Below are 14,298 nucleotides of genomic sequence, written 5' to 3'. Positions count from 1 at the left end.
GGTTTACCGCCAGGCCGCCTTCCAGTACTTTTGTAGAATAGTAGAGGGAAGGGAGCGGATCGATGCATCTGGATTTTCGCCAGTTACGCAATTTTGTAGCGCTAGTGGAGTACGGCAGTTTTAATCGTGCGGCGGAGGCGGTTTGCCTGTCGCAATCGGCGTTTAGCCGCAGCATTCAGGCGCTGGAGCAGAGTGTCGGTCATCCTTTATTCGACCGCCAGAGCAAGCTACCGACGCTCACGCTGCACGGGCAAAAGCTGCTGCCTTATGCGCGCCGTTTTCAGGAACTCAATATTGAGCTTAGTAGCCAGCTGCGTGAGGCGGACGATGCGCAAAATGGCGAGGTCGCTTTTGGCTGCGGCCCGGCTCCCGGCGCGAGGCTGATTCCGGCGGCCATCGGAGAGTTTCATCGTCTTTTGCCGCAGGCGAGGGTGCGTTTTCACATTGATAACTGGCTTGCTCTGCATCAGGCGCTTACCTCCCAGCACTATCCTTTTGTGGTCGCCGATAGCTGGCAGGCCGAGCTTGACCCGCAGTTACGCGTGCAGCCGCTTAGCCCACAACGCTGTTTCTTTGTCTGCCATGCCGAACATCCGCTGGCAAAACAGGGGACGATCTCGATTCAGGAGATGTTGCGCTACCCTTTTGCCGCCCCCTATTTGCCGCCGGGGGTACGCAAGGTACTGGCAACCCTCAGCCAGCAACAGGACTTTACGCCCGCGATCCAGTGCGACCATATTTACGCGCTGCTTTCCACTCTGGCGCAAACCCACGCGATAAGCTTCGCCAGCGAGGACGGCTTCGCGTTGTGCCAGCACAGCCATCGGCTGGTGAAACTGGAACTTAGCGATCTGCCAGATGAGTGGCGGCTAATGCAGACCCGGTTTGCCATTATCTCCCCGGTTCACGCGATTCAGCCGCCGCTGGTTGAGAGGCTGATTGAGATTATCCTCCACACCGACCGTCAGCATCAGCTTCAGCTGCTGGCGCAGGAGGAGGGGGATTAACCGGCGTTTTTCGCCTCACCTTTGGCATCGTACGGTGGCCAGCGGTTTTCCAGTTGCTGCGTTTTCAGCGCCTGCTCGACAAACTGGCCGTCCACCCACTGCTTAACGTCAAAAGCGCTGCGGATCAGACGACCCGATTTAGCCTGCTCGACGCTACTGCTGAAGCTGCCGGTCAGGAACGGGTCAATACGCGGTGAGGTGGTAAAGTTCAGATCCTGTGGCTGCAGCGCTTCCAGAAATAACGCCTTGGGGATCTGGCTTTGCTGCGCCATCTCGGCAGACCAGGCGTCTCGATTAGCCGGATCGCTGATTTCAGCGGCATTCTTCACCAGCACATTAACGATCTGCTGAGTCGCCTGCGGCCAGGTCTCGATAAACGTCTGCGTGCCGAGGAACCCCGCCTGAGTGGTGTTCTGGCGGCCTGAATCGCCGCTTTTAACCACCACATCAATTTTGTCGCCGCGTAGCGCCAGCAGGGAGACGCCTCCCCATACCGCATCGACGCGACCGGCCGCCAGCGCCGCTTTACCCGCGTTCCAGTCAAGGTTGATGACCTGCAAACTGCGCTCATTGAGGCCGGCGGTTTGCAGCGCCCGGTCAAAGGCCAGCTGGTCCGCCGTACCGCGATAGACCGCCACCCGTTTGCCTTTCAGGTCGGCCAGCGTTTTAATACCCGAGGCTTTGGTTACCGCGAGCCAGGATTCCGAGCCGCGGCTGCCCAGAAGCAGGCGTGTCGGCAGACCATTGGCCTTACCGATAATCGCCGCCAGATCGCCGAGGTAAACAAAATCAAGCTGTCGGTTGGCTAACGCTTCATTCACCGCCGGGCCTGCCCCCTTGAAAAACTGCCACTGTACTTCCACACCCTGCGGTTTAAACACCTCTTCCAGCTGATGGCGGATAAACGCCATGCCGACCGGCCCCTCAATAAAAGGTTGACTGCCGGCGCTCTGATCCGGCACGCCGATGCGAATGGTTCGTAGCGTCTCGGCCTGGGCGTTTGCCGCCAGACCGATGACCGCGACCAATGCCAGCAAGGTGCGGCTAAAAAATGCTTTCATCATAACGTATTGCTCCCTTGAGTTTTTTTCTCACCCTAAAGAGCCGGCGGGCCGTGTGTTAAATGCTTTTATTCGCCAAGCATGGGTGAAAAAAAGCTAAATCAGACGCCGCGTGCCCGCCAGGCTGAAATGCATTCGATGCATCGGGATTATTCGCCTTACGCAATAGCGGGGCAGCGTGAGTCACGTTTTCATAGCGGCATCACTTTCCGATGAGTGGACCGATATGTCGCAGATGATCTTAAGAACCGATGCCCCTGGCAGGCCGGGTTTCCGGCTTAACGGCTGGCCGTGGCTGCTGCCAGCGCTACTGTTGTTGCTGTGGTACATCGCCGCCCGCGAGGGATGGATGCCCGCGCAAATTTTGCCCGCCCCGTCGGTGGTTGCCGATACCGCGTTGTCGCTGCTGAGCGGCGATCTGCTGGCGCAGTGGGGATTTAGTCTCCAGCATCTGGCGCTTGGCCTGCTGCTGGGCGCCATCGCCGGCACGCTGCTCGGGGCGCTGTTTGGCCTGGTGCCAGCGGCCGCGCAGCGGGTGGAACCGCTGTTCTACGCGCTGGCGCAAATTCCGACGCTCGGTTGGATCCCGCTATTGATGGTGCTGTTCGGGATTGATAACGGCCTCAAGCTGGCGGTTATCGTGAAAACCACTGTGGTGCCGATGACCATCAACACTCAGCAGGCGGTAGCCAGCGTGCCGCAGACCCTGAGCGAAGCCGGCAGGGTGATGAACTTCTCCCGCTGGCAGCGGCTGCGCTGGCTGGTGATCCCGGCAAGCCTGCCGGGCTGGTTTACCGGTCTGCGTCTGGCGCTTTCGCAGGCCTGGGTATCGCTTATCGTTGTCGAGCTGTTGGCTTCTTCCGAAGGTATTGGCTACCTGATGGTCTGGGGTCGCCAGCTGTTTCAGCTGGATATTGTCTTTGTCACCATCGCGGTGGTTGGCCTGAGCGGCATGCTGATGGAGTGGGCGGCGAATCGGGCCTGTTCCCGACTGGTGTTCTGGCCGCAACCAGCCGCCGGACGCCTGGCGTGGAAACCGCAGGCCAGCTGGCGGGCGTTACCGCTGCCGATAGTCCTGCTGGCGCTGTGGCAGCTGGCCAGCCAGTGGGGCTGGATTGATAGCGGATTATTCTCTTCGCCGCTGGCGGTGGCGGCACGTTTTGTTCAGGGGATCCTGAGCGGAGAGCTGAGCGCCGCGATGCTGGCCAGTCTGGGGAGAGCGGTTGTCGGCGGCGCGCTGGGGATTGCCGGCGGTTTGCTCTGCGGACTGCTGCTGGCGCTGCGCCCACGCGCCGGACAAATTTTTACCCCCACGCTTAACGTGCTGCGCCATATTGCTCTGTTTGCCTGGCTGCCGCTGCTGACGGCATGGGTGGGTAACGATAACGGCGGCAAAATCGTCTTTATCGCGCTGGCGTCGTTCTTTCCTATGTTCTTCAGCACTCTGCAGGCGGTGCTTCAGCGAAACCCGCAACTCGATGAAGTCGCCAGGGTGCTGCGGCTGGGCGAATTCGCGCGCCTGCGCCGGGTCATTCTTCCCGGTGCCGCGCCGGGGATCTTTGCCGGTCTGCGGCTGGCGCTGATTTACGCCTGGCTTGGCAATATCGGCGCGGAATATTTCATGTCCTCCGGCGTCGGGATCGGCAGCCTGATGATCAATGCCCAGCAGCTGCTGGATATGCCCACTATTCTCTGCGGCATGGTGCTGGTCGGTATCACCGGCGCGGCGCTGGATAAAGCCGGACGTTTACTGGAAATGCGCGCCACCCGCTGGCGTCAACAGGAGCAGTTATGACCTCTTCAACTCTGGTCTCTTTTCGCCATGTGCGTAAATCCTGGCAACAGGTGACGGCGCTACAGAATTTCAACCTGGATATCGCCGCCGGTGAACTGGTCGCGCTGGTGGGCAGCAGCGGCTGCGGTAAATCGACGCTGCTACGGATGCTGGTGGGCCTTGAGTCTGCCACCCAGGGGGATATTTGTATTAACGGCGAGCCGGTCACCGGCGTGGGCAAAGAGCGCGGCATTGTGTTTCAGGAGCCGCGCCTGTTCCCGTGGCTTAACGTGCTCGACAACGTGATGCTCGGCCTGGCAGATGAAAAGCTCACCCGGGCGACGAAGCGCCAGCGGGCACTGGAGATGCTGGCGCGCGTGCAGCTCAGCGAGTTCGCCAGCGCGCTGCCCGCGCAGCTTTCCGGCGGCATGGCCCAGCGGGTGGCTATTGCCCGCGGTCTGGTGGCCCGCCCGCAGATCCTGATGCTCGATGAGCCTTTCGGCGCGCTGGATGCCCTGACGCGTCACACCCTGCAGCAGGAACTTTTACAGATCCACCAAAGCGCGGGAACCACCACGTTACTGGTGACGCACGATGTTGAAGAGGCCGTCGCCCTGGCCGATCGCGTCGTCGTGCTCTCCCCGCGTCCGGGGCGGATACGAGAAATCGTGAACCTGGCGCTGCCTCATCCGCGCCAGCGTGATGATGACTCGTTTACCGCCGCCTGCCGCCACATTCGCAACCTGATTACTTCTGTCTGATTTTATTATTTAAGGAGCAACATATGGGACATCCTTCCGTTTACCCGACCAGCGCCACACTTTATGATCCGCAGCGCGCCTGGAGCGGCTACACCCTTTTCCAGGCCACCGAACACGGCGCGGTACTGGTGGATATGAATGGTCACGTGGTGCGGGAATGGCCTGAACTGCATGGGTTTCCCAACAAAATTCTGCCCGGCGGCGCCATCCTTGGCCACAGCGGCGAGCGCGACCCGCGCTATGGCATGCAGGATATGCTCGATCTGATCCAGGTGGACTGGGAGGGCAACGTGACCTGGAAATTCGACCGCTACGAACAGGTCAGCGACCCCGGCAATGAAACGCGCTGGATGGCGCGCGCTCATCACGACTATCAGCGAGCGGGTAACCCCGTCGGCTACTACGCGCCGGGGCTGGAGCCGCAGGTCGATGGCGGCAATACCCTGATCCTCGCCCACACCAATCTGGTTAATGAAGCGATCTCCGACAAGCTGCTGCTGGACGACACCATTATTGAAGTCGACTGGCAGGGCAATGTGGTCTGGGAGTGGCGCTGCAGCGACCATTTTCATGAGCTGGGCTTCGACGATGCGGCGCGCACCGCGCTGTACAATAACCCGAATATGCGCGCCAGCGGCGGCGGAATGGGAGACTGGATGCATATCAACTCGATGTCGGCGCTGGGGCCGAATAAATGGTATGACGCCGGCGATGCGCGCTTCCATCCCGACAACATTATCTGGGACGCCCGCGAATCCAATATTATCGCCATTATCGATAAGCAGAGCGGCAAAATTGTCTGGCAGCTCGGCCCGGACTACAGCAAACCGGAGCTGAAGCACATCGGCTGGATCATCGGCCAGCATCATGCGCATATGATCCCGCAGGGGCTGCCGGGGGCGGGCAATATCCTGATTTTCGACAACGGCGGTTGGGCCGGATACGGTGCGCCTAACCCGGCATCGGCGGATGGGGTGAAAAACGCCTGGCGCGATTATTCTCGGATCCTTGAGATCAACCCGCTGACCCTCGATATTGAGTGGCGCTACTCGCCTTATGAAGCGGACCTGCCGCAACCGACTGATTCATACCGCTTCTACAGTCCGTATATCAGCAATATGCAGCGCCTGGAAAATGGCAATACATTGATTAACGAAGGTTCGAACGGCCGCATTTTTGAAGTGACCCGCGATCACGACATTGTCTGGGAATACATTTCGCCGTTCTGGGGTAAGACGCTGAATAATAATATGGTTTACCGCGCCTACCGCATTCCTTACGCGTGGATCCCGCAGCTTGCGCAACCGCAGGAGACGCCGATTGCGGCAGTTGATGTCCGCACTCTGCGTCAGCCGGGCGCGGCGGCGGCGGGCCCGGCGCAGAGCGTGGTGCGCGTGGCGGGCGTACAGCCGTACAGTAAAAGCGCCGATGCGCTGTGCGTCGCAACCGATAACGATACTCTGCGCCGCAGTCCGAAGCTGTTCCGCGTTGCGGAAAGCGCATTCCGGCCGATAAGCGCGGCGAGTGAACTGGAGGGTGAACGACCCGGGCTGCTGTTCGTTGGCGCGGAGCGCTGCGTGCACTGCCGTAAACTCTGGCAGCTACTGGCCCATGAAAAACTCAGCCAGCGGATTGCTCAGTTTGAAACGCGCTATCTGGATGCCGACCTGCATCAGGAACTGGCCAGCGACCTCGGCGTACGCGGCCTGCCGACGCTGCTGTTGATAACATCGGGGCAGCCGATATCGCGCGCACCGACGCAATACTCAGTGGCAAGTCTGCTCAACTGGTTGAACAGTGTCAGCCTGTGATGCTATCCGGGTAAGAGGATAACTGTGGCGCTGCGGCTTGCTGCGCCAGTTTCTCCCTCTCTCCCTCTCTGGCTACAGCAGAAAGCGCACTTTTCTGGCAGTATGGCCGACTGATACCAGGTCCAACCCTCTGAAAGCGAAGCATCAGAAGATCTCATCTGCTGGGTTTTTGTCATGATGCTCAACGTATTCGGCAATCATGCCATCCGGATGCCGAACCAGCATGTTCCAGCCGGTGGGCACGGCCTTCACCGGATTGATAATCGTTGCTCCGGTGGAAGGCAGATGTTTCTCCCAGGCGGTAATGTCGTTGACCAGGAAAGTGGCCTCGGTGGCGCGAAAAGGCGCCAGGCTTTGCTCGGTTCCGCCGATTAAAAGCACTGAACCCACCTGCGCCAGTTTGAGATCGTATTCGGGATAGTCGAAACGCAACCTTGCCTTCTGCGCGATAAGGTTTTCATAAAACGAAACGGTCTCTTCAAAGCGGGTAATCAGCACGCATCGACGGACCAGGATATTGAGGACTTTCATTACGCCTCCTTCGCCATTGACTGAGAGATAGCGTAGCAGCCCTGAGGTGGAAAGGAATGCTTAAGCGTTTTGGAGGTATTTCAACAACAGGCGTGGGTAGGCGAAGAAAAAGGGTTTGCGTAGCAGGGAAATATGCGTTTTTTTAACTCGTTACGAAGCGGTGCTGTATTATAACTTTATGATCACATAGGTAAGTCGCAAAATTGATACTGATATCAGATCATTTCCGCCTCGCCTAACAATTTGCATGGTTCGGAATTAAGCGAAAGCTCTGAGTTCAGACCCCTCCACCAACCGCTACCGGTGGTCTGCTGCCTGCAGGCAACCTCAGCTACATTCGCAATGTATCAATGACCGCTCTCAGCGCGGGCGACACATTGCGGTGCGGGTAATAGAGAAATGAACCTTCCAGACGCTGGCTATAACGCTGGAGCACCCGGATAAGTGTGCCCTGGGCTAGATCGTCGGTAATCAGCTCTTCCGGGACATAGGCCAGCCCCAGACCGAGCCTCGCCGCTTTGGCCTCCATATAGCTATCGGCGAAAGCCCACTGTCCCTGAGGCGGGTGGGTGATTTTTTTGCCATCCACATTAAGTTCCCAGGCGTAAAGGCTGCCGTCGCCGAACTGATAAGCGATGCAGGGCTGGGCGACTAAATCGGCGGGCGTTTGTGGAAAGCCGTAGCGGCGAAAATGTTCCGGGGTACCGACAACAGCCATCTCCATATCGGGCGAAATGCGTACCGCAATCATACCACTCCCGACTTCCGGGCCCAGACGCACGCCCGCATCGAATCGCTCCGCAATAATATCGACAAACCGGCTTTCGCTGATCAGTTCCAGTCTGATATCGGGATAGCGGTGTTTAAATACTGCCAGCTTCGGCAGCAGGACTTTATCAATGGCATGCTGGCTGGCATTGATGCGTACCGTACCGGAGGGCGTTTGACGATAGTGGGCCAGCGTGGCGAGTCCCATATCTAAGGCGTCGAAACCGGATTCGACATTGTGATAGAGCTGCTCACCCGCCTGAGTGAGCGACAACCGGCGGGTGGTGCGCACCAGAAGCTGAACGCCCAGCCGCTCTTCGAGTTCGCGAACCGCACGGCTTACCCCGGACTGCGCCAGGCCAAGTCGTTGCGCTGCGGCGGTAAAACTGCCTTCCCGCACCACCTGCATAAACAGATAAAGGTCATTATAGTTTTCCCGTTTCGCCATTCTCCCGCCTCGTCACCCGCATGCCATTTAGAACAATATGGTATTAATCTTAGCATTTTTCACCCCCTAATAAGAACCATTACTGCTGGCTACACTAAGCGCACGACAACAAAGCACAGCAGCGTTGTCTACTGGAGACTTGCATTGATCACGTTTATTTAGGGGAATTTTGATGACGGTTTTCACCAAAAAACTGACAGCCGCGATACCCGCCATGCTGCTTTGCGCCTCATTAACTGGAGTCACAACGATGAGCTCTGCTGAGACAACTAACCCGAATGCGCCTGTTTCATTGATTGAAAAATGGGATAAAACGTTTGCTGAGAGTTCGAAAGTGGATCACCGTAAGGTGACCTTCCAGAACCGCTACGGGATAACCTTAGTTGGCGATCTCTACCTGCCGAAGGATCGCGGTGAACGCAAACTGGCCGCCATTGCCGTGAGCGGTCCCTTCGGGGCGGTGAAAGAGCAGTCCAGCGGCCTGTATGCCCAGACGCTGGCCGGACAAGGATTTGTCACCCTGGCGTTTGATCCGTCCTATACGGGCGAGAGCGGTGGTTACCCACGCAACATGGCCTCACCGGATATCAATACCGAGGATTTCAGTGCCGCGGTGGACTTTCTGGGCCTGCAAAAAGAGGTGGATCGCAACCGTATCGGTTTGCTCGGCATTTGCGGCTGGGGCGGTATGGCCCTAAACGACGCGGCGATGGATACCCGCGTCAAAGCGGTGGCGACCAGCGTCATGTATGACATGAGCCGCGCGATGGGTCATGGGGTAGGCGATGGCAAAGATCGCTACACGACAGCCGACCGCCGAGCGGTTCTGCAGTATTTGAACGCGCAGCGCTGGAAGGATGCGGCAAACGGCACTTTTGCCCCCGGTGGGCATGACATATATGTTGATGATAAAGGCAACGTCAGCGCTGCCGATCGTATTTTGCCGGAAACCTTGCCCGCCAACCCCAATCCGGTCCTGAAAGAGTTCTTCGATTATTACCGTATGCCGCGAGGTTTCCATGCGCGTTCGGTTAATTCAACCGGGGCTTGGAATGCGACGATGCCGCTGTCGTTTATGAATATGCCGCTGCTGAGTTACGCCAGCGAAGTGACTATTCCGACGCTTATTGTGACCGGCGAACAAGCCCATTCACGCTATTTTGCCGAAGATGCCTTTAAGGCGATCGGCAGTAAAGAGAAAGCGCTGGTGATTGTCCCTGGCGCAAACCACGTCGATCTCTATGACAACGTCGCGGGCAAAATTCCCTTTGCTACATTCACTCAATTTTTCAAAACCAACCTGCAATAGCTCTCCTGTGCCGGAGACATCCCCAAAGCCGCCTGCAGGCGGCTTTGTTTTGTCGGAGATAAATAATGTCTGGATTACATAACACCCGCGCATACTGGAGCGGCGTCCTGGCGATGACGCTCTGCGTATTTGTGCTCATTGCCTCAGAGTTTATGCCGGTCAGTCTGTTGACACCCATCGCGGGTGATTTACACATTACCGAGGGATTAGCAGGCCAAGGGATCGCGCTTTCTGGCGCGCTGGCGGCCTCAGGATTGATGATTGCCCTGGCGTCCAGTTTCCCGGTTTATATGCTGGGCAGAGCGCTCATCGGGATCGTCATCGGCGGCTTCTGGTCGATGTCGGCGGCAACGGCCATTCGGCTGGTGCCGCAGCGCCAGGTCCCCCGCGCACTGGCCATCTTTAACGGCGGTAACGCGCTGGCCACCGTTGTGGCAGCGCCGCTGGGCAGCTACCTGGGGGCCACCGTCGGCTGGCGCGGTGCCTTTTTATGTCTTGTTCCGCTGGCGATGGTAGCCTTCATCTGGCAATGCGTTAGCCTGCCGTCGATGAAAAGCCAGCGCGCACCACAGCGGCAGGGAACCGTGCTGCGTCTGTTCCGCCGCTCGACGGTATCCCTTGGATTGCTGGCCTGCGGGCTGTTCTTTATGGGGCAGTTTACCTTATTTACCTATGTGCGACCGTTTCTGGAGACGGTGACCCGGGTCAGTTCTTCTGGTCTGCCCCTGATATTACTGGCGATTGGCGTCGCTGGTTTTGTCGGCACGCTGCTCATTTCGACCGTTCTGCACGCCCGGTTTTATCTGACGCTGGTGGCTATCCCTTTGATTATGGCTGCGATTGTCGGAGCGCTTTTGCTGGCCGGGCACCATACCGGTGCTGTCACCGTACTGTTAAGCCTGTGGGGCCTGCTGGCGACGGCGGCGCCCACCGGCTGGTGGACATGGATTGCGCGGACGCTGCCCGAAGATGCGGAGGCGGGCGGTGGTCTTATGGTTGCTGTGATCCAGCTATCGATTGCCCTCGGGTCAACGGCAGGCGGCCTGGTGTTTGATAGTCTGGGATGGCACAGCACGTTTGCACTGAGCGGTCTGTTATTGCTGGGCGCGGCAGGGGGGACTTTTCTGCTCTCTGTCAAAATCAGATCATCTCAGCGCACTGCGATTAATGAATTGAATGCATAAGTCAAATCAGGAATGCCAGGCTAATCGTGACCGCGTTCTTGTCTTACCATGATGTTTTAACAAGAGGGGAGCTTCACCGTGGAATATTCTGTATTAAGTAACAACCTTAAAATGCCGATGCTGGGTTTTGGCGTTTTTAAGGTGACCGATAAAGCAGAGTGTAAGCAGTCAGTGCTGAACGCCATTCGTACCGGCTACCGCCTTATCGATACCGCTGCCGTCTACAATAATGAAGATGCGGTGGGTGAAGCCGTTCGCGAAGCCATCGCCGAAGGTCTGTGTACCCGTGAGGCGCTGTTTATAACCTCCAAACTGTGGGTCCAGGACATGGCCAACACCGGGATGGCGAAAGCCGGGATTGCCGCGTCCTTAAAAAAATCCGGGCTGGAATATTTCGATCTCTATCTGTTGCATCAGGCGATGGGCGATTATTTTAGCTCCTGGCGCGCGCTGGAAGACGCGTATGAAGCCGGGAAGCTGAAAGCGATTGGCGTCTCCAATTTCTACCCCCATGTGTTAGCTAACTTCTGCGAAACCGTCAGAATCAGGCCGATGGTGAACCAGGTTGAACTGCATCCTTATTTCGCGCAGCCCGCGGCGCTGGAAACCATGAAGCACTATCACGTTCAGGCGGAAGCCTGGGCGCCGTTAGGCGGCGGGAGACATCACCCGTATGAAGATGAAATGCTGCAGGAGATTGCCGATGCCCATCAAAAAACCATTGCACAGGTCATCCTGCGCTGGAACGTGCAGCGTGGCGTCACGGTGATCCCTAAATCCACCCGCCAGGAGCGTATTGAAGAGAACTTTGCCATCTGGGATTTCTCGCTCACCGCGAGCGAAATGGCGCAGATCGGCGCCCTGGATTTAGGTTACGTTGGCGAAGCGGTGAAACACTTTAATCCTGAATTCGTTCGCGGCTGTCTGGGGGTGAAAATCCACGACTGAGAGGGGCTTAGCGTGAAGCCTCCTGCGCTCTGCGCCGCAGCCACAAGTGGCAGCCTGTGATCGCCTCAGCCAGCGCGTCGCGCAGAGCGTCAGACACGGTTTGGTCGGGCGACGTCGCCTGGCTCTCCAGCTGCTGGAGCACCCCGGCAAGGCGTTGAAAGCCGAGGGTGACCGCCTCGCCGCGCAGCTTGTGGGCGGTACGGCGCAGCGTCTCCCGGTCATTGGCGTCAATGGCGTGGGTAAGGGCCGCCGTTGCGGCGTCAAGCCCTTCAGCGAAGAATCCCAGCAACTCCTCGACCAGCTCAGGATCGTCTGCGCACTGTTTTAGCAGGTGGGCCTCGTCCGGCAGGCCTTTCTCTTCCTCCAAACCGCTATCTTCCGCTGCGCCGACGCGGGCGATGGCTTCCCGTAGCGCCTCCTGACTCACCGGTTTGGCGATATAGTCGTCGAAGCCCATCGCCAGACAGCGCTCTCTATCGCCCTGCATGGCGTGGGCGGTCATGGCCATCGCGGGCTGGTGCTCCCGGCCCCGCGCCAGCGTCTCTTCGCGCAGCAGGCGGATGGCGGTTTCACCGTCCATCTCCGGCATTTGCAGGTCGATCAGCAGGAGATCCCAGCAGGCGGCGCGCCAGCGCTCCAGCGCCTCCCGGCCGTTATTCACCACTTCGCAGCGGTGGCCAAGCTGTTCCAGCAGTCGTCTGGCGACCTTTTGATTCACCAGGTTATCTTCGGCCAGCAGGATATGCAGCCCGGCCTGGGCCTTGATCGGCACCGCAACGGGGGCTGGCGCTGTTGTCGCTACTGGCGTGGGGACCAGAATCCCGGCGATAACCTGATGCAGTTCGCGCTGCGCCACCGGTTTATGCAGATAGTGGGCAATGCCGATGCGCTTGAGCATATTGGCGTCGAAATGGCGGCTCATGGAGCTGAGCATAATAATCTGGCTTTGCCGGGCTTCAGGCAGGGCGGAGAGCTCCAGCGCCAGGGATACGCCGTCCATATCCGGCATCTGTGCATCCAGCAGGATCAGCGGCCAGGGCGGCCCTTCGGCGGCCCGGCGTAGCGCCTCGCCGGCGTTGTCCACGCAGCTTGGCATCAGCCCCATCTGGCGAAGCATGGTGTCGAGCAGGCGCAGGTTGGTGCTGTTGTCGTCAACCACCAGCACCCGCTGGTGGTTGAAGCGGCTCAGCGGAGCGCTACCGGAGGCCGCGGCGTGCAGGCCTTCCAGCGGCAGGGTGAAGGCAAATTCGCTGCCCGCCCCGGGCTGGCTCTCCACCATCAGCTCGCCGCCCATCAGGCTGACCAGGCGGGCTGAAATGGTTAACCCCAGCCCGGTGCCGCCGTAGCGGCGGGTGGTAGAGCTATCGGCCTGGCTGAAGGCTTCGAAGATCGCCTTTTGCTTCTCCGGGGCGATGCCGATCCCGGTATCGCGAATGCGAAAGCGCCAGCGGCTTTCGTCGTCGGCCGGCGCTATCGCCAGCAGAACCTCCCCCTGATGTGTGAACTTCAGCGCATTACCCAACAGGTTAGTCAGGATTTGCCGCAGCCGGGGGCCATCGACGATCAGCACCTCCGGTACCGCAGGTGAGATGTCCACCAGCAGCTCAAGGCCCTTTTCGCTGGCGGCAGGCATATGCGGGCGGATCAGCGACTGGATAAAGGGGCGGATCTCCAGCGGCTCTTCGTCCACCTGCATCTTGCCCGACTCAATGCGTGAGAAATCAAGAATGTCGTTAATAATGTGCAGCAGCGACTGGGCTGAGCTCATCACCAGCGAAAGGTACTCCCGCTGCTCCGCGGTCAGCGGCGTATCGAGGCAGAGCTGCGTCATACCGAGAATGCCGTTCATCGGGGTGCGGATTTCGTGGCTCATATTGGCGAGGAAGGCGCTTTTCGCTTCGTTCGCCTCGCGGGCCTCCTTCGCCGCCTCAATGGCCAGCAGCTCTGCGGCTTTGCGCCGGGTAATATCCTGCAACGTCCCGATCACCCGCTCTGCCTGCTGCTGCATATTGAGGGTGACGATCTGCCCGGAGAGCAGCATCCAGCGCCAGCCCTGCGTTGGGTGCTGGACACGAAGTTCACATTCAAAAACCGGCATATGCTCGTTTTGCGAGGCAATCATCGCCTGTTGCAGGGTAGCGCGATCGTCCTCGTGGACCAGATTGAGCATAAAACGCAGCGGATAGCGCCACTGTGCCCGCGACTGGCCGACCATCGCCAGCAGGGTGTCATTCACCTGCAGGTTGTCGTGGGAGACCTGCCAGTCCCAGATACCGATCTGGATCGACTCCGCAGTGAATAAAAAATCGTCGTGAAGCTGGTGACGTGCGCGTCGGGCCTCGTCAAGCTCAGTGATGTCGGTATGCAGACTGACAATTCCACCATCCGCCAGCCGCTGATGCTGAACGTAAATCCGGCGGTTGCCCGACTGGCGGACCTCGCAGTGGTTCGTCTGGCGGCAGTTGCGGATAATCGTCTCGCGTAGCGTCTGTTGCCGACCAGGGTCGATGTTATACCCTGCATCGATGAACTTCTCCGCCAGGCTCTCAAGGGGAGCGCCGACGGTCAGCCAGGGCGCGATCGCGGGATAAAACAGCGCCACCTTATCATTCCAGGCCTGCAGTCGTTCGCGCTCATCGTAGATCATCACCGCTGAGGGCAGGACGTTGAGGTCGACACGGTTAGCGGCGCGCATG

At 58.8% G+C, this 14,298-nt stretch carries 11 protein-coding genes; 7 read left to right on the top strand and 4 right to left on the bottom strand.

What is annotated here, in order from left to right:
* Positions 1–62 precede the first annotated feature (62 nt).
* Positions 63–1,007, top strand: a complete 945-nt coding sequence (locus tag AC3EMD_RS15305; RefSeq protein WP_012542009.1) for a LysR family transcriptional regulator — start codon at positions 63–65, stop codon at positions 1,005–1,007.
* Here the strand turns inward: AC3EMD_RS15305 and AC3EMD_RS15300 are convergent.
* Positions 1,004–2,071 carry an ABC transporter substrate-binding protein gene (locus AC3EMD_RS15300; RefSeq protein WP_023297462.1) on the bottom strand — a complete coding sequence of 356 codons (1,068 nt, stop codon included), beginning with the start codon at positions 2,069–2,071 and terminating at the stop codon, positions 1,004–1,006. The genes AC3EMD_RS15305 and AC3EMD_RS15300 overlap by 4 nt on opposite strands.
* Positions 2,072–2,294: 223 nt before the next feature.
* Between AC3EMD_RS15300 and AC3EMD_RS15295 the strand changes: the two genes are divergently transcribed.
* Genes AC3EMD_RS15295 through AC3EMD_RS15285 form a run of 3 tightly spaced genes read left to right on the top strand, consistent with a single transcriptional unit; the run spans position 2,295 to position 6,414 of the window.
* Complete coding sequence (locus tag AC3EMD_RS15295; RefSeq protein WP_012542007.1) at positions 2,295–3,863, top strand: ABC transporter permease; 1,569 nt, start codon at positions 2,295–2,297, stop codon at positions 3,861–3,863.
* Complete coding sequence (locus AC3EMD_RS15290; protein ID WP_008805217.1) at positions 3,860–4,603, top strand: ABC transporter ATP-binding protein; 744 nt, start codon at positions 3,860–3,862, stop codon at positions 4,601–4,603. Before AC3EMD_RS15295 ends, AC3EMD_RS15290 begins: the two co-directional genes overlap by 4 nt.
* A 23-nt stretch (positions 4,604–4,626) precedes the next feature.
* Positions 4,627–6,414, top strand: coding sequence for an aryl-sulfate sulfotransferase (locus AC3EMD_RS15285; protein ID WP_070612384.1), 1,788 nt, complete (start codon positions 4,627–4,629; stop codon positions 6,412–6,414).
* A gap of 144 nt (positions 6,415–6,558) precedes the next feature.
* On the opposite strand, the gene AC3EMD_RS15280 is transcribed toward AC3EMD_RS15285, so the two are convergent.
* Together AC3EMD_RS15280 and AC3EMD_RS15275 are read right to left on the bottom strand one after the other, a co-directional pair.
* The gene (locus tag AC3EMD_RS15280) at positions 6,559–6,945 is read right to left on the bottom strand and encodes a VOC family protein (protein WP_012968423.1); all 387 of its coding nucleotides are present in this window, start codon (positions 6,943–6,945) and stop codon (positions 6,559–6,561) included.
* A 331-nt stretch (positions 6,946–7,276) separates the two neighbouring features.
* Positions 7,277–8,161, bottom strand: coding sequence for a LysR family transcriptional regulator (locus AC3EMD_RS15275; protein WP_012968422.1), 885 nt, complete (start codon positions 8,159–8,161; stop codon positions 7,277–7,279).
* A gap of 172 nt (positions 8,162–8,333) precedes the next feature.
* Here AC3EMD_RS15275 and AC3EMD_RS15270 point away from each other — a divergent pair, with 172 nt between their 5' ends.
* The 3 genes from AC3EMD_RS15270 to AC3EMD_RS15260 all read left to right on the top strand — a co-directional run bounded on the left by AC3EMD_RS15270 (position 8,334) and on the right by AC3EMD_RS15260 (position 11,602).
* Positions 8,334–9,470: an alpha/beta hydrolase gene (locus AC3EMD_RS15270; RefSeq protein ID WP_110210857.1), complete on the top strand. Its 1,137-nt coding sequence runs from the start codon at positions 8,334–8,336 to the stop codon at positions 9,468–9,470.
* A 65-nt stretch (positions 9,471–9,535) separates the two neighbouring features.
* A complete protein-coding gene (locus tag AC3EMD_RS15265; protein ID WP_302073578.1) occupies positions 9,536–10,654 on the top strand; it encodes an MFS transporter in 1,119 nt (372 codons plus the stop codon).
* Positions 10,655–10,732: 78 nt separating this feature from the next.
* Positions 10,733–11,602: an aldo/keto reductase gene (locus AC3EMD_RS15260; RefSeq protein WP_110210856.1), complete on the top strand. Its 870-nt coding sequence runs from the start codon at positions 10,733–10,735 to the stop codon at positions 11,600–11,602.
* Between the two features lie 7 nt (positions 11,603–11,609).
* On the opposite strand, the gene AC3EMD_RS15255 is transcribed toward AC3EMD_RS15260, so the two are convergent.
* Complete coding sequence (locus AC3EMD_RS15255; RefSeq protein WP_110210855.1) at positions 11,610–14,297, bottom strand: hybrid sensor histidine kinase/response regulator; 2,688 nt, start codon at positions 14,295–14,297, stop codon at positions 11,610–11,612.
* Position 14,298: the final 1 nt, after the last annotated feature.

The organism is Klebsiella sp. PK18 (assembly GCF_057784655.1).
This window is presented reverse-complemented; position numbering and strand designations above follow the sequence as displayed.